A 26,446-nucleotide genomic window follows, 5' to 3' on the forward strand; every position below is an offset into this window, starting at 1 on the left:
ACACTCACCGTGAGGTACCGGCATGCCCAGCGATTACTTCTTCCCCGACCCGGAGGGTCGAGTCCCCAGCGCCGAGGGGTACTTCGGCGCGTTCGGCGGCAAGTTCATCCCGGAGGCGCTCGTCGCCGCCGTGGACGAGGTCGCCGTCGAGTACGACAAGGCGAAGGCCGACCCCGAGTTCGCGCGCGAGCTCGACGACCTCCTCGTCCACTACACCGGCCGGCCCAGCGCCCTCACCGAGGTGCCCCGGTTCGCCGGGCACGCCGGTGGCGCCCGGGTCTTCCTCAAGCGCGAGGACCTGAACCACACCGGCTCCCACAAGATCAACAACGTGCTGGGCCAGGCCCTGCTCACCAAGCGGATGGGCAAGACCCGGGTCATCGCCGAGACCGGCGCCGGCCAGCACGGCGTCGCGACCGCCACCGCGTGCGCGCTGTTCGGTCTCGAATGCACCATCTACATGGGCGAGATCGACACGCAGCGCCAGGCCCTCAACGTGGCCCGGATGCGCATGCTCGGTGCCGAGGTCGTCGCGGTCAAGTCCGGCAGCCGGACCCTGAAGGACGCCATCAACGAGGCCTTCCGGGACTGGGTCGCCAACGTCGACCGCACCCACTACCTGTTCGGGACCGTCGCCGGACCCCACCCCTTCCCGGCCATGGTCCGCGACTTCCACCGGGTCATCGGAGTCGAGGCCCGGCGTCAGATCCTGGAGCGCGCGGGCCGGCTGCCCGACGCGGCCGTCGCCTGCGTCGGCGGCGGCTCCAACGCCATCGGCCTCTTCCACGCCTTCATCCCGGACGCGGGCGTCCGCCTGGTGGGCTGCGAGCCCGCCGGGCACGGAGTCGAGACCGGCGAGCACGCGGCGACCCTGACCGCGGGCGAGCCCGGCATCCTGCACGGTTCGCGCTCCTATGTCCTCCAGGACGACGAGGGCCAGATCACCGAGCCGTACTCGATCTCGGCCGGCCTGGACTACCCGGGCATCGGCCCCGAGCACTCCTACCTCAAGGACAGCGGCCGCGCCGAGTACCGCGCGGTCACCGACGACGAGGCCATGCGGGCGCTGCGCCTGCTGTCGCGGACCGAGGGCATCATCCCGGCCATCGAGAGCGCCCACGCCCTCGCCGGCGCCCTGGAGGTCGGCAAGGAGCTCGGCCCGGACGGACTGATCGTGATCAACCTGTCCGGCCGCGGCGACAAGGACATGGACACGGCCGCGCGGTACTTCGGCCTGTACGACACCGACGCCGACGTGGCCGCGGACGCCGACGCGGACGTCGCCGAGATCGAGGGGGACGCCAAGTGAGCACCTTCGCACCGACGGGCGGAAAGGGCCGGCTGCTGACCGACGCCCTCGCCGCCGCCAAGGCGGAGGGCCGTGCGGCCCTCATCGCCTACCTCCCGGCCGGGTTCCCCACCGTGGACGGCGGCATCGAGGCGATCAAGGCCGTCTTCGACGGCGGCGCCGACATCGTGGAGGTGGGCCTGCCGCACAGCGACCCGGTCCTCGACGGCCCCGTCATCCAGACCGCCGACGACATCGCCCTGCGCGGCGGCGTCAGGATCGCCGACGTGATGCGCACGGTGCGCGAGGCGCACGAGGCGACCGGCAAGCCCGTCCTCGTCATGACGTACTGGAACCCGATCGACCGCTACGGCGTCGAGCGCTTCACCGCCGAGCTCGCGGAGGCCGGCGGGGCCGGGGCGATCCTGCCCGACCTGCCGGTGCAGGAGTCGGCGCTGTGGCGCGAGCACGCCGAGAAGCACGGCCTCGCGACCGTCTTCGTGGTGGCCCCCAGCAGCAAGGACGCGCGGCTCGCCGAGATCACCGCGGCGGGCAGCGGCTTCGTCTACGCCGCCTCGCTGATGGGTGTCACCGGCACCCGCGCCTCGGTGGGCGCCCAGGCCGAGAACCTGGTCGCACGCACCCGGGCGACCGGCACGGACCTGCCGGTCTGCGTCGGCCTCGGCGTGTCCAACGCGGAGCAGGCCGCCGAGGTGGCCGCCTTCGCCGACGGAGTGATCGTCGGCTCGGCCTTCGTCAAGCGGATGCTGGACGCCCCGGACCACGCGGCCGGCCTCGACGCCGTCCGCGCGCTCGCTGGCGACCTGGCGAAGGGCGTGCGCGGACAGGCGTGAGGTAAGGGACATTCCGTACGAGTCACTCGAACGGGTGGTCCTGGCACCGGGGAGGCGCGCTGCGCCTCCCCGGTTCGTTCTGCGGGTGTGAGCGAGAACAACCGTGAGGGAAAGCGCACCGCACGTGAGCGGCTGGCGGTCGAGCGCGAGAAACACAAGGCCTCGGAGAAACGCCGACGGACCCTGATCGTGGGCGTGAGCGTCCTGTGCGTCCTGGGTCTGGCGGCGGTGATCGGCGTCGTCGCCGCGAACGCGGGCAAGGACACCGGGGGTGACGCCGCGGGCCCGGCCGTGGCGCCCTCGGGGGCGCAGGGCAAGGACGGCCTCGCCATCCCGGTCGGCAAGGAGAGCGCCAAGTCGACGCTCACCGTCTGGGAGGACTTCCGCTGCCCGGCCTGCAAGGCCTTCGAGGCGGCGTACCGCCCGACCATCCACGAGCTGACCGACGCGGGCCAGCTGAGAGTGGAGTACCACCTGGCCACCCTCATCGACGGCAACCTGCGCGGCAGCGGCTCCCGCAACGCGGCCAACGCCGCGGCCTGCGCCCAGGACGCCGGGAAGTTCCCCGCCTACCACGACGTGCTGTACGAGAACCAGCCCGAGGAGACCGACGACGCCTACGCCGACAACGCCCGGCTGATCGAGCTCGCGGGGAAGGTCGACGGTCTCGACACGCCCGAGTTCCGCCGCTGTGTGAAGGACGGCACGCACAACAGCTGGGTCGAGAAGTCGAACCAGGCCTTCCAGGCGGGCGATTTCGGCGGCACGCCGACCGTGTTGCTCAACGGCAAGAACATCTACCAGGACCAGACGATGACGCCGCAGAAGCTGAAGCAGATGGTGCAGGAGGAGGCCAAGGGGTGAGGGTTTCTCACCGCCCTGTTATGGAGCCGTAGCCGGGCTGCCCGCCGTGGGCCCGGTCCGGCACGGTAGCGTCGACCCTGCCATGGATATCGCCTACATTCCCAGTCCGTCACGCGGAGTGCTGCACCTCGGCCCCGTTCCGCTGCGCGGCTACGCGTTCTGCATCATCATCGGCGTCTTCGTAGCCGTCTGGCTCGGCAACAAACGCTGGATCGCCCGCGGCGGCCGGGCCGGCACGGTGGCCGACATCGCGGTCTGGGCCGTGCCCTTCGGCCTCGTCGGCGGCCGGCTCTACCACGTGATCACGGACTACGAGCTGTACTTCAGCGAGGGCCGTGACTGGGTGGACGCCTTCAAGGTCTGGGAGGGCGGCCTCGGCATCTGGGGCGCCATCGCGCTCGGCGCGGTGGGCGCGTGGATCGGCTGCCGTCGCCGCGGCATCCCGCTGCCCGCCTACGCCGACGCCATCGCCCCGGGCATCGCCCTCGCGCAGGCGATCGGGCGCTGGGGCAACTGGTTCAACCAGGAGCTGTACGGGCGGCCGACCGACCTGCCCTGGGCGCTGAAGATCACCTCGTCGACGGACGGCCGGGTCCCGGGCACCTACCACCCGACCTTCCTGTACGAGTCCCTGTGGTGCGTGGGCGTCGCCGTCCTGGTCATCTGGGCCGACCGCCGCTTCCGCCTCGGCCACGGCCGGGCGTTCGCCCTGTACGTCGCCGCGTACTGCGTGGGCCGCGGCTGGATCGAGTACATGCGGGTGGACGACGCCCACCACATCCTGGGGCTGCGTCTGAACGACTGGACCGCGCTGGTCGTGTTCCTGCTCGCGGTCGTCTACTTCGTGCTGTCGGCGAAGAAGCGCCCCGGCCGGGAAGCGGTGGTCGAACGCGGCGCCGGGACCGACGCCGACCCCGGCACGGAGGACGAGCCCGAGGCGGCGGACAAGTCCGGGGCGACGGACGAGGCCGAGGACGAGGACCGGGACAAGGACCGGGCCGAGGACGCGACGAAGGACCCCGCCGGGTCGGCGGACGAGCCCGCGGAGGACCCCGCGCGCGAAGCCGCTGACGACTCCGCGCCCGACTCGGCGCACGACTCCACGGACGCCTCGGCGGCGGACGTGAAGGACGAGGCCGGGTCGGCCAAGAAGAGCTGACCCGCTTTCGCACGACGACGAGGGCGCCCGGGCCGCACGGCCCGGGCGCCCTCGTCGTCGTTCCGCCGCCCCGCGACGGTCAGCGCCGGTGGGCCAGCGACAGCGTCCGCTGGGCCGTCGCCACCACCGCCAGGTCGATGAACGTCCCGTCCGGCAGCGCCTGGGCGCCCTGCTCCCGAGCCGCCGCCTTCACCACCGCCTCCGCCCGTTCGAGCTCCTCCTGGGTGGGGAGATAGGCGCGCTCGATGACCGGCAGCTGGCGCGGGTGGATGGCCGCGCGGCCCAGGAAGCCGAGGGCGCGCCCATGGGCGCAGGTCGCGGTCAGGCCGTCCAGGTCCCGGATGTCCGGGTGCACCGACTGGGGCGGCGGCGGCAGGCCCGCCGCCCGCGCGGCGACGATCACCCGGGCGCGGCACCAGTCGAGGCCCGCGTCACCCCGTACGCCCAGGTCGGCGCGGAGGTCCGCCTCGCCGAGGGAGACGCCGCGCAGGGCCGGGTGGGCCCGGGCGATCTCGTAGGCGTGTTCGATGCCCAGGGCCGTTTCCAGCAGGGCGTGCAGCGGCGGGGCACCGCCGCCGGCCCGGGCCGTGCGGTCCGCGATGCCGGTGACCTGCTCCGGCGAGGTCACCTTCGGCAGCCGCAGACCGGTCACCCCCGGCAGCGCGCCCACCGCCCGCAGGTCGGCCGGGGCCAGCGGGCCGTCCAGGGCGTTGATCCGGACGTGCACCGGGACCGGCTGCGGGTCGGCGAGCAGCTCCGCGGTGGCCGCGCGGGCGTACTCCTTGCGGTCCGGCGCGACCGCGTCCTCTAGGTCGACCACGACGATGTCGGCGCCCGAGACGAGCGCCTTGGCGACCACCCGCGGACGGTCACCGGGAACGTAGAGCCAGGTCAGAGGGGTCGCTTTCATACGGCGCCCTCCGCGCGCAGGGCCGCGAGCCGGGCCGGGGACAGGCCCAGCTCGGTCAGCACCGCCTCGGTGTCCGCGCCGTGCGGGCGGCCCGCCCAGCGGATCGCGCCGGGGGTGGCGGAGAGCCGGAACAGGACGTTCTGCATGCGCAGGGGGCCCAGCTCGGGGTCGTCGACGGTGGTGATGGTGTCGAGGGCCGCGTACTGGGGGTCCGTCATCACGTCCCGTACGTCCTGGATGGGGGCGACCGCGGCCTCCGCCTTGTCGAAGGCCAGCAGGACCTCCTCCCGGGAGCGCTCGGCGATCCAGGAGCCGACCGCCTCGTCGAGGACGTCGGCGTGCCGGGCCCGGTCGGCGCCCGTCGCGAACCACGGTTCGTCGATCAGCTCCGGGCGGCCCACCAGGTGCATCAGCCGTTCGGCGATCGACTGGGCGGAGGTGGAGACGGCGACCCAGGTGCCGTCCGCCGTGCGGTAGGTGCCGCGCGGGGCGTTGTTCTGGGAGCGGTTGCCGGTGCGCGGCTGGACATGGCCGAGCTGGTCGTACCAGAGGGGCTGCGGGCCGAGGACCGTCAGGATCGGCTCGATGATCGCCATGTCGACGACCTGCCCCTCACCCGTACGGTCCCGGGCGGCCAGCGCCGTCATCACCGCGTAGGCCGTGGCCAGCCCCGCGATCGAGTCGGCCAGGCCGAACGGGGGCAGCGTCGGGGGCGAGTCCGGTTCGCCGGTGATCGCGGCGAAGCCGCTCATCGCCTCGGCGAGGGTGCCGAAGCCGGGGCGATGCGCGTAGGGGCCGAACTGGCCGAAGCCGGTGACCCGGGTGAGGATCAGCCGGGGGTTGACCGCCGACAGCTCCTCCCAGCCCAGATCCCACTTCTCCAGCGTGCCGGGACGGAAGTTCTCGATGATCACGTCGGTCGTGGCGGCGAGGCGGAGCAGGGTCTCCCGACCGCCGGGCTTCGACAGGTCGAGGGTGATCGTGCGCTTGTTACGGGCGAGCAGCTTCCACCACAGGCCCACGCCGTCCTTCGACGGGCCGTGGCCCCGGGAGGGGTCGGGCTTTGCCGGGTGTTCGACCTTGACGACCTCCGCGCCGAAGTCGCCCAGCATGGTGGCGGCGATGGGCCCGGCGAAGAGGGTCGCGAGGTCGAGGACGCGCAGGCCGGTCAGCGGGGCGTCGGTCATGAGCCGTACCGTGCCTCGATCTCGGCGCGGCAGGGCATCGACGCCGACGCCCCTTCCCGCTGCACGGACAGCGCGGCGGCCGCGGCCGCCCACGCCACGGCCTCCCGTACGGGCCGCGCCTCGCCGAGGGCCGTCGCGAGCGCGCCGACGAAGGTGTCGCCCGCTCCGGTCGAGTCCACGGCGGTCACCCGCGGTGCCGGGACGGTGAGCGGTTCGGCGCCCCGGGCCGCGTACAGGCTGCCCGCGGCGCCCAGCGTGATGACCACCTGCGGCACCTGGTCGAGCAGGGCGGCGGCCGCCTCACGTGGGTCGGTGCGGCCGGTGAGGGCGGCGGCCTCGTGCTCGTTGGGCACCAACAGGTCGGTGGCGGCGAGGAGTTCGGGCGGCAGCGGCTGGGCGGGGGCGGGGGTGAGGATGGTCCGCACGCCGTGGGCGCGGGCCGTGCGCGCTCCCGCGACCACGGTCCGCAGCGGGATCTCCAGCTGGAGCAGCAGCGCGTCGGCGGAGGCGATCACGCCCTCGTCGCCGGGGGTGAGGCGGTCGACGGTGCCGTTCGCGCCGGGGACCACGACGATCGCGTTGCCGCCCTCGTCGTCGACGACGATGTGCGCGGTGCCGGACGGGCCCTCGGCGGTGCGCAGCGGGCCGGTGTCGACGCCGGCGCGTTCCAGGGTGGAGCGCAACCGGGTGCCGAAGGAGTCGTTGCCGACCGCGCCGATCATCGACACGGTGGCGCCGGCGCGGGCGGCGGCGACCGCCTGGTTGGCGCCCTTGCCGCCGGGGATCGTACGGAACTCCCGTCCGGTCACGGTCTCCCCGCGCTGCGGGGCCTTCTCTACGTAGGCGAGGAGGTCCATGTTCGTGCTGCCGAGCACGACGATGTGGGTCATGGGCGAGATGCCTCCACATGGGCGAAGTGGGCCAGGGTGTCGAAGCCGGTGCCGTCGAAGTCGGCGACGGAGGTGGCGAGGCGGTTCTTGAGGGGGGTGGTCCAGCGGTCGGGCAGGCCGGCGGGGGTGCCCGCGAGGAGGCCGGCGACGCTGCCGGCGGTCGCGCCGTTGGAGTCGGTGTCCCAGCCGCCGGAGACGGCACGGCAGACGGAGCCGGTGAAGTCGCCGTCCGCGTGGGTGAGGGCGGCGACGACGAGGGCCGTGTTGGGGATGGCGTGGACCCAGTGGTGGGTGGGGGAGTACAGGGCGTGGAGTTCGTCCACGACCGTGTCGAAGTCGGGCTGCTCCCGGGCCAGCCGGACGGCGTGGGTGATCGCCGCCGCGAGGCGGGAGCGGGGCGGGACGACCGACAGTCCGGCGCGCAGGCAGGCGTGGATGTCGACCCCGTTCGTACCGGTACCGACAGCGGCGTCGCCGGAGGCGGTCGCGATGACGGCCGCCGTGAACATCGCCGCGTAGACGCCGTTGGCGGTGTGGGTGAGCGTGGCGTCGCGGTGGGCCTGCTCGGCGGCGGCCCCGGGGTCGCCGGGGTTGGTCCAGCCGTGCACGTCGGCGCGGATCAGCGCGCCGATCCATTCGCGGAAGGGGTTGCGGTGGCGGGCGGTGTGCGGGGGTTCGATGCCGCTGAGCAGGTTGCGGTAGGCGACGCGTTCGGCGGTGAAGGTGCGGCCGGCGGGGAGTTCGTCCAGCCAGACGGCGGCCACGTCGGCGGTGCTGAAGGCCCTTCCGTGGCGGCGCAGCACCAGCAGGTTGAGCAGGGGGTAGTTGAGGTCGTCGTCCTCGGGCATGCCGTCGATGTTCTCGGCCAGCGAGGTGAGGGCCGAGCGGCGGTTCCAGGGGTGGGCGAGCAGGAGTTCCTCGGGGACGCCCTTGGCGGTGAACCAGGTGGTCAGGGGCCAGTTGCCGGCGGACCGGGCGAGTCGGCGGATGGCGCCGAGGGGGAGTTTCTCGACGGGTTTGCCCAGCAGGCAGCCGGCCGCCCGGCCGAGCCAGGCCGCCTCCAGGCGGAGCGGGTCGCACCCGGCCCGCGGGCGGCCGGGCGCGGGGGGCGTGGGCCAGTCCGGACAGCTCGCCCTGATCCGCTCCAGGTCGGTCGGTTCCTCGTCCGCCAGCTTGCTCGGCAGGTCGGCCAGCTCGTCCAGCAGGTCCTCCGCCAGCGTCCGCAGATAGCGCGACGCGGGCCGCGCCGACGCTCCCGACCGCAGGGGTGCCTCGTGGCCGCCCGCCGCCTGCCACCGTTCGGCGATCGCCGAGGGTTCACGTCCGTCCTGGGTCGCCTGGCGCAGTTCGTGCCCCACCAGGTCCTCCGGCTGGACCCAGGTCAGTCGGAGCAACTCGGGCCTCCGATCGTGGCGAAGGCCGCCTCGTGGGCCCGGCGGCGCTGTACGTCCCGCGCGAAGACCTCCCGCGTCACCTCGGTGAGGGCGCGGGCCGGTTCCCACAGGTCCAGACGGCTGGCGTCCGCGACGGTCTTCGACCAGTCCTCCGGCACGGGGGAGCCGAGGGCTCCGGCCAGCGCGCCCGCCATCGTCGCGATCGAGTCGCAGTCGCGGCCGTAGTTCACCGAGCCGAGGACCGACGCGCGGTAGTCGCCGGCCGACAGCAGCAGCATCCCCAGAGCGACGGGGAGCTCCTCGATCGCGTGCAGCCGGGACGGGCGGCGGGCGCCCAGGGACGGGGCCCGGTAGTCGTCGCCCACGGTGTCGAACGGGGCCACCGCCGCCCGCAGCGGGACGAGCGCCGACTCGAAGTCCGTGTACCGGGCGGCTGTTTCGCAGACCGCCTCGATCGCCGCGCGCGTGCCGTCCTTCGCCAGGCCGAGGCAGGCGGTCACGACCGAGTCCGGGGTCGCGTCCGGGGCGGTCGCCGCCGCCACGGCCGCCGCGAAGACGCCCGCCGCCTCCCGCCCGTACGACGACTGGTGCGGGCCGGCGATCTCCAGCGCCTCCGCGTACGCGGCCGCCGGGTTGGCCGCGTTGACCAGGCCGACCGGCGCCATGTACATCGCCGCGCCGCAGTTGACGATGTTGCCGACGCCCGCCTCCCGGGGGTCGACGTGGCCGTAGTGCAGCCGTGCCACCAGCCACTTCTCCGCGAGGAACACCCGCTGGAGCGGGAGCGCCTGCGCCTCCAGTTCCGGGATCCACCGGGGGTTGGTCATCAGGTCAGGGACCAGGTGCTCGGCGATCGCGTACGCGTCCAGGTGGTCGCGGACCGTGGCGTAGACCCGGATCAGCGCATGGGTCATCAGGGTGTCGTCGGTGACGTGGCCGTCGCCCTTGTGGTACGGGGCGATGGGGCGGGCGGTGCGCCAGGCGTCGCCGTTCCAGGGGCCGACCACGCCGTGCACGCGGCCGCCGTGGCGTTCGAGGATCTGGTCGGGGGAGTAGCCCTCGACCGGGCCGCCGAGGGCGTCGCCGACGGCGGCTCCGACGAGGGCCCCGGTGATCCGCTCGTCGAGGGCCGCCGCGTGGCTTTCTTCTCCTTTGGGCGTCATGCCCCGAATCATCCTCCTGGTGGGGCCGGTTGTGCGGCTTCCAGGAGTTCGGCGAGTTCCACCAGATCGGTGCCGGTGAGACGGGGCAGGGCACAGCCGGAGAGGGTGCGGCAGGTGTCGCGCCAGGACGCCGGGATCGCCGCGCCGCCGCCCAGCGCGCCGGTCAGGGCCCCGGCCAGGGCCGGGGCGGAGTCCGCGACCCGGGACAGACAGGCCGCCGCGGGGACGGCCTCCGCGATCCGGCCGTGCGCCGCGACGGCCAGGGCCAGGGCGACCGGGACCGTCTCGGCGGCGGCGATGCCGTAGCTGTAGACGTGGTCGACGATCTGGTGTTCGAGCAGGGGGATCAGGGCGAAGGCGCTCTCGGCGTCGTGCGCGAGGCGCAGCGCGTGCCGGGCGTTGCGGCCGATCTCGGTCTCCTCGGGGAGTTCGGCGAGGGCCGCCGCCACGCAGGACTCCACTCCCGCGCCGGAGAGCGCCAGGGCGAGGGCCGCCGCCATAGCCCTGGCGCCGTGCACGCCGTCGCCGTCCTGGGTGTAGCGGGCGTCGAACTCGGCCAGCGCCGCGGCGAGCCGGGGGTCACCCGGGTGGGCCACCGCGAGCACACAGGCCCGTACGCAGGCCGCGTCGTCGAAGTAGTGCGGGTTGTCGTGGCCGGTGGCGGGCGGCCGCAGACCGGCGGCGAGGTTGCCGAGTCCGGCCCGCACGGAGATACGGGCGCGCAGCGGGAGCACCGCCGACTCGATCTCCGGGGCGCGTTCGGCCGCCGCCGCGACCTCGCTGGCCACGGCGTTCCAGGTCAGGTCGATCGCGGCCCGTGTGCGGCGCTCCCGGCTGAGGTCGCCGAGGACGCTGTCGTCCCCGGCGCGCAGCACCGCCTCGGCCGCGAACACCGCCCACTCCGCGTCGTCGGAGGGGCCCAGGCACAGGGGCTCCGGCGGCTGGTTGAGGGCGATGGGGACGGGGAGCGTGGTCGTCGCGTTCTGCTCGGCGAAGGTGTCCAGCTCGCGGGTGAGCCGACGGGTCCACTCCGGCATCCGGGCCGCGCGGTGCCGAGCGGCGGGCCAGCCGGCCGCGTCACCGGCGGCGAGCCCGAGGAGCAGGCCCTCGATGCGCCGGGGGCGGGTGTCGGCGACGGGGGCGAGCGTGACCGCGTCCGGCGCGGTGCGGGCGTCGTCGGCGGTCGAGGCCGCGGTCGCGACCCGGACGTCCGCGCCGTCGTCCCACGGCCCCGGCGGCGTCACGACCCCACCTGCGCCTGGCCGGCCCCGGTGGCGGGGGCGGGGGAGCACGGCGCGGACGCGGGCGGGGCGGGGGTGCGAGGGGGCGCCGCCGGGGTGGCGCCGCCCGGGGTCGCCACGGGCGTGGGGGTGCCGGGGGTCGCCACCGGCGAGGTGTTCGGGGTCGCCGCCCGCAGGGTGTTGCTCCGAGCCGGGGTGGGCGTGGCATTCGCGGCGGTCGTCACCGGCGTGGAGGTGCCAGGGCTCACCACCGGCGGGGTGGGGGTCCTCGGGGCCACCGTCGGCACCGCGTCACTCGGGCCCGGGGCGCAGGCCGGAGTCGGCGATACGTTGCCCGGACTCCGTGTCGGCATGCTGCCGCCCGGCGTCGCCCCGGGCGAGGTGAGGGTGCCCGCCATCGCCACCGGCGAGCTGGCCGTGCTCAGGGCCGGTGCCGGTGCCGGTGCCGGAGTCGGTGGCATGGTGTTGTTCGGGCTCGGCGTCCGCCAGATCTCCCGCCGTACGAGGGGGTCGGCAGGTCTCGGACGATGTACGGGATCGTCGGTGGGGCCCGGGCCGCGTACGGGGTCTTCGGTGCGACCAGGGCCGCGTACAAGATCGTCGGTGAGGTCTGGGGCGCGTACGGGATCGTCCGTGGGGTTCGGGCCGTGTGCGGGATCCGGTGGTGTTGCTCCGGGGGCCGGTCTCGTCGTGCCCCATTTGCCGCCCTCGCTCGCGGTGAGCAGTTCCGCCACGTCCAGGACGTGGTGCCCGGCCATCGACGGCAGGCAGCTCCCGCGGGCCGGGCCGATCGCCGCCGCCCACTCCGCCGGGATGGCGGACGCGCCCTGGGTCGCGCCCGCGAGCGCGCCCGCCACCGCGGCCGTGGTGTCGGCGTCGCGGCCCATGTTGACCGCGGTCAGGACGGCGTCCCGGAAGTCGCCGTCGGCCGCCGCGTACGCGCCGAAGGCCAGGGCCACCGCCTCGGGGGCCAGGTCGGTCCAGGGGTAGCCGCCGATCACGACGGCGGAGCGGACCGCGCGTTCGCCGCGGTGGGCCACGGCCACGGCGCGGCGCAGGGAGCGGGCCGTCCAGGAGTCGTCGGGGACGACGGCGAGGGCCGCGGCGACGACGGCGATCGGCGGGGCGCCCGCCATGGCCGCGGCGACCCCGGCCGCGACCGCCTGGCCGCCGTAGATGCCCTCGCCGTCGTGGCTGACCGAGCCGTCGATCGCCACCAGCCGGGCCGCCTCGGCGGGCCGCCCCGCGGCGAACACCCCGAAGGGCGCCGCCCGCATGGCCAGGCCGTCGCTCCAGGCGTGGCGGTGCTGGGCGGAGATGGGGGCGGCAAGGCCGCGGCGGAGGTTCTCCAGCGTGCCGCGCTCGCTGAAGCCCGCGCCCCGGAAGGGCCCCTCGTGCCGGTCGGCGATCCACTCGTGCCAGGCCGCCTCCACATGGGCCGGGGTGAGCGCGGAGCCGTGCCGGGCCAGCAGCAGACCGGAGAAGATCGCGTACTCGGTGTCGTCCGTACCGGCCGGCTTCTCGGCGACGTAGCCCTTGATGCGGCCCCAGCGGGCGCGGATCTCGGACGGCTTCATGTTCTCGGCCGGTGCGCCGAGGGCGTCGCCGACGGCCAGGCCCAGCAGTGCGCCGCGGGCCCGGTCGCGCAGTCCGGCGGCGTCGCCGGCTGCCGGGACCGGGGGAATGCAGGCGGTCGATGCCATACGCGGCCTCTCCTCCGGGGGCTCCGACCAGGGCGCGGAACCCTTTGCGGATGTGTCCCACCGGAGCGGTCAGGCAGAGCGTCCGGGGCCTCAGCATCACCCGGTCGACATCTGTGCATAGCTCTACACGGATGAGCATATGGCGGTAAAGCCGCAGGTTAGCCCAGCCTCTCCTTGCTGGCGGCCAGGAATTCGGTGACCTAGTGTGGTCGTTGTCAAAAAGTGGAAGCTATCTAAAGTTAGCTTTGCCTACGCTTTCCTGGGGGAACTCCATGGCCATCCTCGACACCGAGGCGACGCTGCACGAGGCGCACCGCGACAACCACACGCACCGGGACGTGAACGGCGGCTGGCTGCGCCCCGCCGTGTTCGGCGCGATGGACGGTCTGGTCTCGAACCTGGCGCTGATGACCGGTGTCGCGGGCGGCGCGGTGGGTCAGCACACCCTCGTGCTGACCGGGCTGGCGGGCCTGGCCGCCGGCGCCTTCTCCATGGCGGCCGGCGAGTACACCTCCGTGGCCTCGCAGCGCGAGCTGGTCGAGGCCGAGCTGGACGTCGAGCGGCGGGAGCTTCGCAAGCACCCGCAGGACGAGGAGGCCGAGCTCGCGGCGCTCTACCGCACGCGCGGCGTCGAACCGGAACTGGCCCGCGAGGTGGCCCGGCAGCTCTCGCGCGACCCGGAGCAGGCGCTGGAGATACACGCCCGCGAGGAGCTGGGCATCGACCCCGGCGATCTGCCGTCGCCGCTGGTCGCCGCCGTGTCGAGCTTCGGCTCCTTCGCGCTGGGCGCGCTGCTGCCCCTGCTGCCGTACCTGCTGGGCGCCACCGTGCTGTGGCCCGCGGTGCTGCTCGCCCTGTCGGGACTCTTCGCCTGCGGTGCCGTGGTGGCCAGGGTGACCGCGCGGACCTGGTGGTACAGCGGGCTGCGGCAGCTCGCGCTGGGCGGCGCGGCGGCCGGTGTGACGTACGCCCTGGGCAGTCTGTTCGGGACGGCCGTAGGATAGTCCGAATGGAACTTATGCGAGGGGCCGCATAAGTAACCGTTACCCGCTGGTTTCGAACGCTTAACCACTGGGCATGAGCCGTAAGCGCCGCGGGCAACGAAGCCCGTGGTGCGCCGGCGGGGCGGGCGACGACGTCCTCTCCGCCCCCTGGGTCGACGGACACCGATCTGTCCGCGGCCACCACACACTTTCGGCCACCCCGCGTGGTACCCCCGCCGCACCCCCTGGCGTCCGCATGCTGGAACGGAGTATCCGGTTCCCGGGAACCGTTCCATCATGTAACCTGCACGAAATTTTGCACCCCCGCAGAGGGCCAACGTCGTCCCTCGGTACCTGCATATGCCACTTGACGACGACGGGAGAGCCGATGCGTACGCCGCGCCAGCCGTCCCAGCACTCCACGAATGGCCAGAACTGGTCTTTCATGGATGCTCGCCCTGCTGCACAGGGTATGTACGACCCCCGCAACGAGCACGACGCCTGTGGCGTCGGCTTCGTGGCCACCCTCACCGGCGAGGCGAGCCACGCGCTGGTCGAGCAGGCGCTCACGGTTCTGCGTAACCTGGAGCACCGCGGCGCCACCGGCTCCGAGCCCGACTCCGGCGACGGCGCGGGCATCCTCTCCCAGGTCCCGGACGCCTTCTTCCGCGAGGTGACCGGCTTCGAGCTGCCCGCGGCCGGCGGATACGCCGTCGGTATCGCCTTCCTGCCCGAGGACGGCACCCAGGACGCCGTCTCACGGATCGAGACGATCGCCGGCGAGGAGGGCCTGACCGTCCTCGGCTGGCGCGAGGTCCCCGTCGCCCCCGAACTGCTGGGCGCCACCGCCCGCTCGACGATGCCAGCGTTCCGGCAGATCTTCGTCACCGACGGCGCCAGTGAGGGCATCGCCCTCGACCGCAAGGCCTTCGTGCTGCGCAAGCGCGCCGAGCGTGAGGCGGGCGTGTACTTCCCGTCCCTCTCCGCCCGCACGATCGTGTACAAGGGCATGCTGACCACCGGCCAGCTCGAACCCTTCTTCCCGGACCTGTCCGACCGCCGCTTCGGCTCCGCGATCGCGCTCGTCCACTCGCGCTTCTCCACGAACACCTTCCCGTCGTGGCCCCTCGCGCACCCGTACCGCTTCGTCGCGCACAACGGTGAGATCAACACCGTCAAGGGCAACCGCAACTGGATGCAGGCCCGCGAGTCGCAGCTCGTCTCCGGCCTGTTCGGCTCCGCCGACGGGCACGGCGGCAAGGGCCTCGACCGCGTCTTCCCGATCTGTACGCCGGACGCCTCCGACTCGGCGTCCTTCGACGAGGTGCTCGAACTCCTGCACCTGGGCGGCCGCTCGCTGCCGCACTCCGTGCTGATGATGATCCCGGAGGCGTGGGAGAACCACGACTCCATGGACCCGGCCCGGCGCGCCTTCTACCAGTTCCACTCCACGATGATGGAGCCCTGGGACGGCCCGGCCTGTGTCACCTTCACCGACGGCACCCAGGTCGGCGCGGTCCTCGACCGCAACGGACTGCGTCCGGGCCGCTACTGGGTCACCGACGACGGTCTCGTCGTGCTCGGCTCCGAGGTCGGCGTCCTCGACATCGACCCCGCCAGGGTCGTCCGCAAGGGCCGCCTCCAGCCCGGCAGGATGTTCCTCGTCGACACCGCCGAGCACCGCATCATCGAGGACGACGAGATCAAGGCCGCCCTCGCCGCCGAGAAGCCCTACGCGGAGTGGCTGGAGGCCGGCGAGATCGAGCTCTCCGACCTGCCCGAGCGCGAGCACATCGTGCACACCCACGCCTCGGTCACCCGCCGCCAGCAGACCTTCGGCTACACCGAGGAAGAGCTGCGCGTCATCCTGGCGCCGATGGCCAAGGCCGGTGCCGAGCCGATCGGTTCCATGGGCACCGACTCGCCGATCGCCGCGCTGTCCGCCCGCCCGCGGCTGCTCTTCGACTACTTCACCCAGCTGTTCGCGCAGGTCACCAACCCGCCGCTGGACGCGATCCGCGAAGAGCTCGTGACCTCGCTGCGTTCGTCCCTGGGCCCCGCGAGCAACCTCCTGGAGCCGACCGCCGCCTCGTGCCGCTCGGTCACCCTGCCCTTCCCGGTGATCGACAACGACGAGCTGGCCAAGCTCATCCACGTCAACGCCGACGGCGACATGCCGGGCTTCAAGGCCGCGACCCTCTCCGGTCTGTACCGGGTGCACGGCGGCGGCGACGCCCTCGCCGCGCGCATCGACGAGATCTGCGCCGAGGCCGACGCGGCCATCGAGAACGGCGCCCGGCTGATCGTCCTGTCCGACCGCCACTCCGACGCCGAGCACGCGCCGATCCCCTCGCTGCTGCTCACCGCGGCCGTCCACCACCACCTCATCCGCACCAAGCAGCGCACCCAGGTGGGACTGCTGGTCGAGGCCGGCGACGTCCGCGAGGTCCACCACGTCGCCCTGCTCATCGGCTTCGGCGCCGCGGCCGTCAACCCGTACCTGGCGATGGAGTCCGTCGAGGACCTGGTCCGCGCGGGCACCTTCCTCTCGGACATCGAGGCCGAGCAGGCCATCCGCAACCTGATCTACGCGCTCGGCAAGGGCGTCCTCAAGGTCATGTCCAAGATGGGCATCTCCACCGTCGCCTCCTACCGCGGCGCGCAGGTCTTCGAGGCTGTCGGCCTCGACACCGCCTTCGTCGCCAAGTACTTCAACGGCACGGCCACCAAGATCGGCGGCGTCGGCATCGACGTCGTCGCCAAGGAGGTCGCCGCCCGGCACGCCAAGGCGTACCCGGCCAGCGGCATCGCGCCCGCCCACCGGGCCCTGGACATCGGCGGCGAGTACCAGTGGCGCCGCGAGGGCGAACCGCACCTGTTCGACCCGGAGACGATCTTCCGCCTCCAGCACTCCACGCGCACGGCCCGCTACGACATCTTCAAGAAGTACACGGACCGCGTGAACGAGCAGTCCGAGCGCCTGATGACGCTGCGCGGCCTGTTCGGCTTCACCTCCGACCGCGCGTCGATCCCCCTCGACGAGGTCGAGCCGGTCAGCGAGATCGTCAAGCGCTTCTCCACCGGCGCCATGTCGTACGGCTCCATCTCCCAGGAGGCGCACGAGACCCTCGCCATCGCCATGAACCAGCTGGGCGGGAAGTCCAACACCGGTGAGGGCGGCGAGGACGCGGACCGGCTGTACGACCCGGCCCGCCGGTCCAGCATCAAGCAGGTCGCCTCCGGCCGCTTCGGTGTCACGTCCGAGTACCTCGTCAACGCCGACGACATCCAGATCAAGATGGCCCAGGGCGCCAAGCCCGGCGAGGGCGGCCAGCTGCCCGGCCACAAGGTCTACCCGTGGGTGGCCAAGACCCGGCACAGCACCCCCGGCGTCGGCCTGATCTCCCCGCCGCCGCACCACGACATCTACTCCATCGAGGACCTCGCCCAGCTGATCCACGACCTGAAGAACGCGAACCCGCAGGCGCGGATCCACGTGAAGCTGGTCTCGGAGGTCGGCGTCGGCACGGTCGCCGCGGGTGTGTCGAAGGCCCACGCGGACGTCGTCCTCATCTCCGGCCACGACGGCGGCACCGGCGCCTCCCCGCTGACGTCGCTGAAGCACGCGGGCGGCCCCTGGGAGCTCGGCCTCGCCGAGACCCAGCAGACGCTGCTGCTCAACGGGTTGCGGGACCGGATCGTCGTCCAGACGGACGGTCAGCTGAAGACCGGCCGTGACGTCGTCATCGCCGCGCTGCTGGGCGCCGAGGAGTTCGGTTTCGCGACCGCGCCGCTCGTCGTCTCCGGCTGCATCATGATGCGCGTCTGCCACCTGGACACCTGCCCGGTCGGCATCGCCACGCAGAACCCGGAGCTGCGCGAGAGGTTCGCCGGCAAGGCCGAGCACGTCGTGAACTTCTTCCGGTTCATCGCCGAGGAGGTCCGCGAGATTCTCGCCGAGCTGGGCTTCCGCTCCATCGAGGAGGCCGTCGGGCACGCCGGGACGCTCGACGTCACCCGTGCCGTCGACCACTGGAAGGCCCAGGGCCTTGACCTGGCCCCGCTGTTCTACGTGCCCGAGCTGCCCGAGGGCGCCGCGCTGCACCAGGTCGTCGCGCAGGACCACGGCCTGGAGAAGGCGCTCGACAACGAGCTGATCAAGCTCGCCGCCGACGCGCTGGCCGCGAACTCCGCGACCGAAGCCCAGCCGGTGCGCGCCCAGGTCGAGATCCGCAACATCAACCGCACGGTCGGCACCATGCTCGGCCACGAGGTGACGAAGAAGTTCGGCGGCGCCGGGCTGCCCGAGGACACGATCGACATCACCTTCACCGGCTCGGCGGGTCAGTCCTTCGGCGCCTTCCTGCCGCGTGGTGTCACGCTGCGCCTGGAGGGCGACGCCAACGACTACGTCGGCAAGGGCCTCTCCGGCGGCCGGGTGATCGTCCGCCCGGACCGGGGCGCCGACCACCTCGCCGAGTACTCCACGATCGCGGGCAACACCATCGCCTACGGCGCGACCGGCGGCGAGCTGTTCCTGCGCGGTCGTACGGGCGAGCGGTTCTGCGTCCGCAACTCCGGCGCGACGGTCGTGTCCGAGGGCGTGGGCGACCACGGCTGCGAGTACATGACCGGCGGCCGGGCGGTGGTCCTCGGCGAGACGGGCCGCAACTTCGCGGCCGGCATGTCCGGAGGCATCGCGTACGTCATCGACCTCGACCGCGACAACGTCAACCCCGGCAACATCGGCGCCGTCGAGGAACTCGACGACACCGACAGGCAGTGGCTGCACGACGTGGTGCGCCGCCACGCCGAGGAGACCGGCTCGACGGTCGCCGAGAAGCTGATCGCCGAGTGGCCCGTGTCGGTGGAGCGCTTCAGCAAGATCATCCCCAGCACGTACAAGGCAGTGCTCGCCGCCAAGGACGCCGCCGAGCGAGACGGTCTGTCCGAGACCGAGATCACCGAGAAGATGATGGAGGCGGCGGTCAATGGCTGACCCGAAGGGCTTTCTCACCCACGGCCGCGAGGTCGCCAGGTCCCGCCCCGTCGACGTGCGCCTCAAGGACTGGAACGAGGTCTACGTCCCCGGCTCCCTGCTGCCGATCATCAGCAAGCAGGCCAGCCGCTGCATGGACTGCGGCATCCCGTTCTGTCACAACGGCTGTCCGCTCGGGAACCTGATCCCGGAGTGGAACGACTACGCCTACCGCGAGGACTGGGCCGCCGCCTCCGAGCGGCTGCACGCCACGAACAACTTCCCGGAGTTCACGGGCCGCCTGTGCCCCGCGCCCTGCGAGTCGGCGTGCGTGCTCGGCATCAACCAGTCGGCGGTCACCATCAAGAACGTCGAGGTCTCGATCATCGACAAGGCGTGGGACACCGGTGACGTCGCCCCGCAGGCCCCGGAGCGGCTGTCCGGCAAGACGGTCGCGGTGATCGGTTCGGGCCCGGCGGGCCTGGCCGCCGCCCAGCAGCTCACCCGGGCCGGCCACACCGTCGCGGTGTACGAGCGCGCCGACCGCGTCGGCGGCCTGCTGCGCTACGGCATCCCCGAGTTCAAGATGGAGAAGCGGCACATCAACCGCCGTATCGAGCAGATGCGCGCGGAGGGCACCCGCTTCCGTACCGGTGTCGAGGTCGGCCGCGACCTCAAGGCGACGGACCTGCGCAAGCGTTACGACGCGGTCGTCATCGCCGCCGGTGCCACCACCGCCCGTGACCTCCCGGTCCCCGGCCGCGAGCTCGACGGTGTCCACCAGGCGATGGAGTACCTGCCGCTGTCCAACAAGGTCCAGGAGGGCGACTTCGTGGCCCCGCCGATCTCGGCCGAGGGCAAGCACGTCGTGGTCATCGGCGGTGGCGACACCGGCGCCGACTGCGTGGGCACCGCGCACCGCCAGGGCGCGGCCTCCGTCACGCAGCTGGAGATCATGCCCCGCCCGGACGACGAGCGGAACCCGGTCGCCCAGCCGTGGCCGACCTTCCCCATGCTGTACAAGGTCACCTCCGCGCACGAGGAGGGCGGCGAGCGCGTCTACTCCGTCTCGACCACCCACTTCGAGGGCGACGAGGACGGCAAGGTCCAGTGGCTGCACCTCGCCGAGGTGGAGTTCGTCGACGGCAAGCTGACCCAGAAGCCGGGCACCGAGCGCCGGATCCCCGCTCAGCTGGTGACGCTGGCGATGGGCTTCACGGGCACGGACCGCGAGAACGGCATGGTCGAGCAGTTCGGCCTGGACCTCGACGAGCGTGGCAACGTCGCCCGCGACGCCGACTTCCAGACCAACGTGCCCGGCGTGTTCGTCGCCGGTGACGCCGGACGCGGCCAGTCCCTCATCGTGTGGGCGATCGCGGAGGGCCGCTCCGCGGCCAAGGGCGTCGACCGCTTCCTGACCGGGGCCAGCGACCTGCCGGCCCCGATCCGCCCGACGGACCGGTCCCTGATGGTCTGACGGTTTCCAGAGACGTCCCGTACAAAGGGGTACGGGCGGGCCGTCTGGGGGACACCCCAGACCCCCGGACGGCGCCTGCCCGACTCCCCGACCGGACGAATGGGCAGGCGCCGCCGCATGTCCGCGACGGCCTCCCGCCGCCTCAGGCCGTTTCCGCCGCCTCAGACCGTTCCCGTCAGCGCGCTGACCTTCCCCCACGCCGCCAGCGCCAGTACCAGGAACAGCGCCACGCACACCCCCGCCTGGATCAGCGTGCGCCGGTCGCCCCGGGGCGCGTACGCGTAGGCCAGTGCCACCACGCAGCCCGTGAGCAGGCCGCCGAGGTGCCCCTCCCAGGAGGTGAAGGAGGCGGAGAGCACCATCCACAGCAGCAGGCCCGTCATGAGCCGGTTGACGGTGTTCATGTCGACGCCCAGCCGGCGGGCCATGACGTAGTAGGCGGTGCCCAGGCCGAAGATCGCGCCGGACGCGCCGACGGTGAGGTCGTACGGCGCGATCAGCAGCACCAGGACCGAGCCGCCGAGCGCCGACAGCAGGTACAGCGCGAGGTAGCGGACGCGGCCCAGCTGACCCTCCACCACCCGGCCCAGGCTCCACAGCGACGTCATGTTCATCACGATGTGCAGCAGCCCGAACGAGCCGTCGGTGACCGGGAGGTGCAGGAACGCGCCGGTCAGCAGCCGGTACCACTCGCCGCCCGCGAGACCCTCCGGGTGCAGGTCCGCGGGGTAGGGCTGCTGCCACAGGTAGTGCGCGCCGTCCTCGCCCCGGAGCCCCGCACCCAGCATGCCGAACCGGTCCACGAAGTCCGGACGCGCCAACTCGGCGAGGTAGAACAGCACGTTGAGCACGATCAGGACGTACGTCACCAGAGGCACCGCCGTGATACGGCCGCCGAACGCCGTGCGGGCCTGGCGCACCGAACGGGCGCCCTCCTTGACGCACTCCACGCACTGGTGGCCGACGGCGGCCTCGCGCATGCAGTTCGGGCAGATGTACCGGTCGCAACGGGTGCAGCGGACGTGGGACTCCACCTTGGGGTGGCGGTAGCAGGTGGTGACGGTGGACTCGGACTCCACGGCCGGCTCCTCGAAAAGGGGTGGGAAGTACGTCGAAGGCAATGAGCCGGTGGGGTCGGCGGCGAACAAAATATCGAACACCGGTGGACGCGGTGAGGGTGGGGCGGTCGTGCCGTAACCTCGCACGCAGTGGGGTGACCGAAGGGGGAGCCGGCGTGGCCGCGATCAGTCTCAGCAAGGTGGAGGAGACCGCTCCCGCGCTGGTCAGCCTGTACAAACGGGCCGGGGACTCGCTCGACCGGCACGGCCTGGACGGACAGCGGGCCGCGGTCTACCTGGTGGTGGACTACTCCGGCTCGATGAAGCCGTACTACAAGGACGGCAGCGTCCAGGCGCTCGCGGACCGGGTGCTCGGGCTGTCCGCGCATCTCGACGACGACGGCCGCGTCCCGGTGGTGTTCTTCTCCACCGACGTCGACGCCGAGACCGACATCGCGCTCGCCGACCACCAGGGGCGGATCGAGCGGATCGTGGCCGGGCTCGGCCACATGGGCAAGACCGCCTATCACCTGGCGATGGACGCCGTGATCGACCACTACCTCGACAGCGGGTCCACCGCCCCCGCCCTGGTGGTCTTCCAGACCGACGGCGGCCCGATCAACAAGCTCGCCGCGGAACGGTACCTGTGCAAGGCGGCCACGCTGCCGCTGTTCTGGCAGTTCGTCGGCTTCGGCGATCCGGAGAGCCGGCAGTTCGAGTTCCTGCGCAAGCTCGACGAGCTGGCCGTGCCGCAGAAACGGGTGGTCGACAACGCCGGCTTCTTCCACGCGGGCGCCGACCCCCGCGAGGTGTCCGACGCCGAGCTGTACGACCGGCTGCTGGGCGAGTTCCCCAAGTGGCTGGTGGCGGCCCGGACGCGGGGGATCGTACGGTGAGCGTGCCGCTGCCCGCCGCCGGACGCCCGGCCGTGGCCTGGAAGAACGGCGGCGGGGTGACCCGTGAGATCGCCGCCTTCCCGCCGGGCGCGGGCATGGACACCTTCACCTGGCGGGTCAGCCTCGCCGAGGTCGCCGCGGACGGCCCGTTCTCGGCGTTCCCCGCGGTGGAGCGGACCCTCACCCTGGTCGAGGGCGCGGGCATGGACCTGACCGTGGGCGGGCGGCGGCGACGTGTCGACACGCGGTACGTGCCCCAGGAGTTCCCCGGTGACGTGCCCACCGACTGCCGGCTGCTCGGCGGACCCGTCGTCAACCTCAACGTGATGTGGCGCAGGGGCTCGACGGCCCCGACCGTCGCGGTCGTGCGCGGCCGGCTCCGGCTGGGGGCGGCGCGGGCACTGGTCGTCGCCCTCGGCGAGGGCGCGGAGGTGGCCGGGCTGCGGCTCGGCCGCCATGACGCCCTCCTGCTGAGCGGGCAGGACGCGACGCTGCACGCGCCCGTACCGACGGCGGTCGTCGGACTCACGCCGTAGCGTGGGACCGGGAGGCACCGGCCTTTCGCGCGGGGCGAGTTGCTCACACGGCCGTCCGCCCCGTTGGCTTGCGCGGGCCGTCGTGCCACCCTGAGGTCGATCCGAGGGGGAGGCCGCGTATGGACGGCGCACGATCGGCGAACGAGGGCGCGCGCGGGGCGAGTCCGTCCCGGCGGCCGGAGCCCGGCAAGGGGGAGAAGCTCGCCGACTGGGCCGACGGACGGCTCGGGCTCTACGCGCTGGCCAAGGCCAACATGCGCAAGGTGTTCCCGGACCACTGGTCCTTCATGCTGGGCGAGATCTGTCTCTACAGCTTCCTCATCCTGATCCTCACCGGCGTCTACCTCACCCTGTTCTTCGAACCGAGCGGCGCCGAGGTCGCCTACCACGGCTCGTACGCGCCGCTCAACGGCGTGCTGATGACCAAGGCCTACGAGTCGACGCTCGACATCAGCTTCGACGTACGCGGCGGCCTGCTGATCCGGCAGATCCACCACTGGGCGGCGCTGGTCTTCGTCACCGGCATGCTCGTGCACATGATGCGGGTGTTCTTCACCGGGGCGTTCCGCAAGCCCCGCGAGGTCAACTGGGTGTTCGGCTGGACCCTGTTGATGCTCGGCATCCTCACCGGCCTGACCGGCTACTCGCTTCCCGACGACCTGCTCTCCGGCACCGGCATCCGGTTCGCCGACGGCGCGATCCTGTCGATCCCGATCGTGGGAACGTACCTCTCCTTCTTCCTCTTCGGCGGGGAGTTCCCGGGCCACGACATCATCTCCAGGCTGTTCCCGGTCCATGTGCTGCTGCTGCCCGGGATCATGCTCGGGCTGGTGGTGGCCCATCTGATCCTGGTCTTCTACCACAAGCACACCCAGTACCCGGGCCCCGGCCGCGACCAGAAGTCGGTCGTCGGCATGCCCTTCCTGCCGGTCTACATGGCCAAGGCGGGCGGCTTCTTCTTCCTCACCTTCGGCGTGCTGACCATCATGGGCGCGATCGCCGGCATCAACCCGGTGTGGGCCTTCGGGCCGTACCGGCCGGACCTGGTCACGACCGGCGCCCAGCCCGACTGGTACCTCGGCTTCTCCGAGGGCCTGATCCGGGTGATGCCGGGCTGGGAGATCAGCCTCTGGGGTCACACCCTGGTGCCGGGCGTCCTCATCCCGTTCTCGCTCTTCCCGCTGATCCTGCTCGCCCTCGGCGTCTACCCCTTCGTCGAGGCGTGGATCACCGGCGACCGGCGCGAGCACCACATCCTGGACCGGCCGCGCAACGTCCCCGTGCGCACCGGCCTGGGCGCCGCCTGGCTCAGCCTGTACGTCGTGCTGCTGATCGGCGGCGGCAACGACATCGTGGCCACGCATCTGCACCTGTCCATCAACGCGATCACCTGGTTCGTGCGGATCGGTGTCTTCGTCGTGCCCGTCCTCACCTTCACGGTCACCAAGCGGATCTGCCTCGGCCTCCAGCGCCGCGACCGGGACGACGTACTGCACGGCAGGGAGACCGGCACCATCAGAAGGCTGCCGCACGGCGAGTACGTCGAGGTCCACGAACCCCTCTCGCCCGCCCGGCTGTTCACCCTCACCCAGCACGAGCAGAACCCGCCCTACGAGATCGGTCCGCGCGTCGACGCGGGCGGGGTGCGACGGCCCGTCACCCTCTCCCAGCGGGTACGGGAGCGGCTGGCCCGGGCGATGTTCGGGCCCGACACGCACATCCCCAAGCCCACCGAAGCGGAGTACCGGGAGATCAGCGGCGGCGATCACCACCACTGAGGACCAGCTCCCGGCACTCGTCCGGCGTGCCCCAGGCCGTGCGCAGCGCGCGGGCCTTGGTCAGCCAGAGCGACAGGTCGTACTCCGCCGTGTACCCGATCGCGCCGTGCAGTTGGAGCGCCGTACGGGCCGTCGTGTACGCCGCCTCGCAGGCGCTCACCTTGGCGGCGGCCACGTCCGCCGGATCCATGGTCAGCGCGGCGCCCAGCACCAGGGGGCGGGCGAACTCCAGAGCGATCCGCGCGTCGGCCAGCCGGTGCTTGACCGCCTGGAACGAGCCGACCGGGACACCGAACTGGACGCGCTGCCCGACATAGGCGACCGTCCGGTCGAGCAGCGCGAGGCCGACCCCGAGGGCCTGCGCGGCCGTGGCGAGCCGGGCCCACAGCACCGCCGCCGAGGACGGTCCGGGGCCGAGCGGTTCGCCGCCGGGCAGCAGCGGGGTGAGACGGCGGGCCGGGTCCAGGGAGGCGCGTACGGGGCCGGCCCCGGGAGCCAGCCACAGACCGTCGGGCGTGAGGGAGAGACGGAGGCCGGCCGCGTCACCGTCCAGCGCGTACGCGTCCCGGCCGGCCGCCAGCGTCGCCATCGTCGCGCCCGAGGCCAGCGACGGCAGGAAGCGCCGCGCCGGGCCCGGCCGCGCGGCACCGGCGAGGAGCACGGCCGCCGCGACCGTCTCCGCCAGCGGCCCCGGCGCCGCGTGCCGGCCCAACTCCACGAACGCCAGCGCGAGTTCCACGGGACGCGGGCCCAGCCCCTCGTACTCCGGCGCGACCGCCAGCGCGAACACCCCCGCCTTGCCGATCCGCGACCACAGCGCCCGGCCGGGCGCGTGGTCACCGCGGCTCCAGGCCCGTACGACCGCGGGCGTCCCGGCGGCCGTCAGCATCGCGTCCAGCGACCGCGTGAACTCCCGCTGCTCGGCGTCGACCAGGAAACGCATCAGCGCCGTCCCTTCGGCAGGCCGAGCAGCCGCTCGGCGACGATGTCGCGCTGGATCTCGTTCGTGCCCGCGTAGATCGGGCCCGCGAGGGAGAAGACATAGCGCTCGGCCCAGTCGGAGTCGGCCAGTTCGCCCTCGGGCCCGAGGAGGTCCAGCGCCGTCTCGTGCAGCGCGAGGTCGTACTCCGACCAGAAGACCTTGTTCAGGCTGGCCTCCGGGCCGACCGGCTCACCCGCCAGGAAGCGGGACGCGGCCGCGTAGGTGAACAGCTGATAGGCGCGGGCGCCGGCCAGCGCGTCCGCGACCCGCTCCCGGGCCCACTCGGGGCTGCCCCGCGCCCGCCACAGACGCAGCAGACGGTCGGCGGAGGCGAGGAAACGGCCCGGGGAGCGCAGGGTGAGCCCGCGCTCGTCGGCGGCCGTGGACATCGCGACCCGCCAGCCCGCCCCCGGCTCACCGACGACGTCCTCGTCCGGCACGAACACCTCGTCCAGGAACAGCTGAGCGAACGCCGGTCTGCCGTCGAGGCGGCCGACGGGACGGACCGTGACACCGGGGGCACGCAGGTCGAACATCAGGTAGGTCAGGCCCTGGTGCGGTCGCGGCCGGTCCGGCTCGCTGCGGAACAGGCCGAACGCCCGGTCCGCGAAGGCGGCCCGCGACGACCACGCCTTCTGCCCGCTCAGCAGCCAGCCGCCGTCCGCGCGCACCGCCTTCGCGCGCAGCGACGCCAGGTCCGAGCCCGCCTCCGGCTCCGACCACGCCTGCGCCCAGACCACCTTCCCGCTCGCCATGGGCGGCAGCACGCGGGCCCGCTGCTCCTCGGTGCCGTGCGCGAAGAGAGCGGGAGCGAGCAGACCGACGCCGTTCTGGCCGACGCGGCCCGGACCGCCCGCCGCGTAGTACTCCTCCTCGAAGACCAGCCAGCGGATCAGCCCGGCGTCCCGGCCGCCGTACCGCTCCGGCCAGTCGACCACCGACCAGCGGTCCGCGGCCAGTTCGGCCTCCCAGGCGCGGTGCGCCGCGAAGCCCTCCGCGGTCTCCAGCGAGGGCAGCGGCGGACGCGGCACACGGGCGTCGAGCCAGGCGCGGGCCTCGGCGCGGAAGGCCTCGTCGGCGGGGGAGTGGGTGAGGTCCACGGTCG

19 protein-coding genes and 1 pseudogene are annotated in these 26,446 nt (G+C 72.9%); 10 read left to right on the forward strand and 10 right to left on the reverse strand.

The window, feature by feature from the left end:
* Positions 1–22 precede the first annotated feature (22 nt).
* The 4 genes from trpB to lgt all read left to right on the forward strand — a co-directional run bounded on the left by trpB (position 23) and on the right by lgt (position 4,165).
* Positions 23–1,309, forward strand: coding sequence for a tryptophan synthase subunit beta (trpB, locus tag ACWCQK_RS12635; RefSeq protein WP_451154876.1), 1,287 nt, complete (start codon positions 23–25; stop codon positions 1,307–1,309).
* Positions 1,306–2,142, forward strand: a complete 837-nt coding sequence (gene trpA / locus ACWCQK_RS12640; protein WP_451154878.1) for a tryptophan synthase subunit alpha — start codon at positions 1,306–1,308, stop codon at positions 2,140–2,142. The genes trpB and trpA overlap by 4 nt, the downstream gene beginning before the upstream one ends.
* An 87-nt stretch (positions 2,143–2,229) precedes the next feature.
* On the forward strand, positions 2,230–3,006 hold the full coding sequence (locus ACWCQK_RS12645) for a DsbA family protein (protein WP_451154880.1): 777 nt from the start codon (positions 2,230–2,232) through the stop codon (positions 3,004–3,006).
* An 82-nt stretch (positions 3,007–3,088) separates the two neighbouring features.
* Entirely contained in the window at positions 3,089–4,165 is a 1,077-nt protein-coding gene (gene lgt, locus ACWCQK_RS12650; protein WP_451154882.1) for a prolipoprotein diacylglyceryl transferase, read from the forward strand.
* Positions 4,166–4,244: 79 nt separating this feature from the next.
* Here the strand turns inward: lgt and ACWCQK_RS12655 are convergent, their stop codons facing one another.
* From ACWCQK_RS12655 to ACWCQK_RS12685, 7 genes and pseudogenes are all read right to left on the reverse strand, one after another.
* Positions 4,245–5,075, reverse strand: coding sequence for an HpcH/HpaI aldolase/citrate lyase family protein (locus ACWCQK_RS12655; RefSeq protein ID WP_451154884.1), 831 nt, complete (start codon positions 5,073–5,075; stop codon positions 4,245–4,247).
* Positions 5,072–6,262: a CaiB/BaiF CoA transferase family protein gene (locus ACWCQK_RS12660; RefSeq protein ID WP_451154886.1), complete on the reverse strand. Its 1,191-nt coding sequence runs from the start codon at positions 6,260–6,262 to the stop codon at positions 5,072–5,074. The genes ACWCQK_RS12655 and ACWCQK_RS12660 overlap by 4 nt, the downstream gene beginning before the upstream one ends.
* Positions 6,259–7,152 carry a ribokinase gene (gene rbsK, locus ACWCQK_RS12665; RefSeq protein ID WP_451154888.1) on the reverse strand — a complete coding sequence of 298 codons (894 nt, stop codon included), beginning with the start codon at positions 7,150–7,152 and terminating at the stop codon, positions 6,259–6,261. The genes ACWCQK_RS12660 and rbsK overlap by 4 nt, the downstream gene beginning before the upstream one ends.
* Entirely contained in the window at positions 7,149–8,546 is a 1,398-nt protein-coding gene (locus ACWCQK_RS12670; RefSeq protein ID WP_451154890.1) for an ADP-ribosylglycohydrolase family protein, read from the reverse strand. The genes rbsK and ACWCQK_RS12670 overlap by 4 nt, the downstream gene beginning before the upstream one ends.
* Positions 8,534–9,709 (reverse strand): ADP-ribosylglycohydrolase family protein, encoded by a 1,176-nt coding sequence (locus tag ACWCQK_RS12675; RefSeq protein WP_451154892.1) that lies wholly within the window; start codon positions 9,707–9,709, stop codon positions 8,534–8,536. The genes ACWCQK_RS12670 and ACWCQK_RS12675 overlap by 13 nt, the downstream gene beginning before the upstream one ends.
* An 8-nt stretch (positions 9,710–9,717) precedes the next feature.
* Positions 9,718–10,821 (reverse strand): ADP-ribosylglycohydrolase family protein, encoded by a 1,104-nt coding sequence (locus ACWCQK_RS12680; protein WP_451155349.1) that lies wholly within the window; start codon positions 10,819–10,821, stop codon positions 9,718–9,720.
* A 791-nt stretch (positions 10,822–11,612) separates the two neighbouring features.
* A pseudogene (locus ACWCQK_RS12685) lies at positions 11,613–12,653 on the reverse strand (ADP-ribosylglycohydrolase family protein); the annotation flags it as partial.
* Between the two features lie 272 nt (positions 12,654–12,925).
* Between ACWCQK_RS12685 and ACWCQK_RS12690 the strand changes: the two are divergent.
* The 3 genes from ACWCQK_RS12690 to ACWCQK_RS12700 all read left to right on the forward strand — a co-directional run bounded on the left by ACWCQK_RS12690 (position 12,926) and on the right by ACWCQK_RS12700 (position 20,091).
* Complete coding sequence (locus tag ACWCQK_RS12690) at positions 12,926–13,657, forward strand: VIT1/CCC1 transporter family protein (RefSeq protein ID WP_451154894.1); 732 nt, start codon at positions 12,926–12,928, stop codon at positions 13,655–13,657.
* A 367-nt stretch (positions 13,658–14,024) separates the two neighbouring features.
* Entirely contained in the window at positions 14,025–18,635 is a 4,611-nt protein-coding gene (gene gltB / locus ACWCQK_RS12695; protein ID WP_451154896.1) for a glutamate synthase large subunit, read from the forward strand.
* On the forward strand, positions 18,628–20,091 hold the full coding sequence (locus ACWCQK_RS12700; RefSeq protein WP_451154898.1) for a glutamate synthase subunit beta: 1,464 nt from the start codon (positions 18,628–18,630) through the stop codon (positions 20,089–20,091). Before gltB ends, ACWCQK_RS12700 begins: the two co-directional genes overlap by 8 nt.
* Positions 20,092–20,252: 161 nt before the next feature.
* Here ACWCQK_RS12700 and ACWCQK_RS12705 read toward each other — a convergent pair whose 3' ends face one another.
* A complete protein-coding gene (locus tag ACWCQK_RS12705) occupies positions 20,253–21,170 on the reverse strand; it encodes a rhomboid family intramembrane serine protease (protein ID WP_451154900.1) in 918 nt (305 codons plus the stop codon).
* A 155-nt stretch (positions 21,171–21,325) separates the two neighbouring features.
* Here ACWCQK_RS12705 and ACWCQK_RS12710 point away from each other — a divergent pair, with 155 nt between their 5' ends.
* The 3 genes from ACWCQK_RS12710 to qcrB all read left to right on the forward strand — a co-directional run bounded on the left by ACWCQK_RS12710 (position 21,326) and on the right by qcrB (position 24,359).
* Positions 21,326–22,045, forward strand: a complete 720-nt coding sequence (locus ACWCQK_RS12710; RefSeq protein WP_451154902.1) for a vWA domain-containing protein — start codon at positions 21,326–21,328, stop codon at positions 22,043–22,045.
* Positions 22,042–22,581 carry a HutD/Ves family protein gene (locus ACWCQK_RS12715; protein ID WP_451154904.1) on the forward strand — a complete coding sequence of 180 codons (540 nt, stop codon included), beginning with the start codon at positions 22,042–22,044 and terminating at the stop codon, positions 22,579–22,581. Before ACWCQK_RS12710 ends, ACWCQK_RS12715 begins: the two co-directional genes overlap by 4 nt.
* 119 nt (positions 22,582–22,700) lie before the next feature.
* The gene (qcrB, locus tag ACWCQK_RS12720; protein WP_451154906.1) at positions 22,701–24,359 is read left to right on the forward strand and encodes a cytochrome bc1 complex cytochrome b subunit; all 1,659 of its coding nucleotides are present in this window, start codon (positions 22,701–22,703) and stop codon (positions 24,357–24,359) included.
* Here the strand turns inward: qcrB and ACWCQK_RS12725 are convergent.
* A complete protein-coding gene (locus ACWCQK_RS12725) occupies positions 24,334–25,302 on the reverse strand; it encodes an acyl-CoA dehydrogenase family protein (RefSeq protein ID WP_451154908.1) in 969 nt (322 codons plus the stop codon). The two genes, qcrB and ACWCQK_RS12725, sit on opposite strands and share 26 nt — an antisense overlap.
* Positions 25,302–26,441 carry an acyl-CoA dehydrogenase family protein gene (locus ACWCQK_RS12730; protein ID WP_451154910.1) on the reverse strand — a complete coding sequence of 380 codons (1,140 nt, stop codon included), beginning with the start codon at positions 26,439–26,441 and terminating at the stop codon, positions 25,302–25,304. The genes ACWCQK_RS12725 and ACWCQK_RS12730 overlap by 1 nt, the downstream gene beginning before the upstream one ends.
* Positions 26,442–26,446 lie beyond the last annotated feature (5 nt).

The sequence above is a fragment of the Streptomyces sp. NPDC002306 genome, assembly GCF_053593435.1.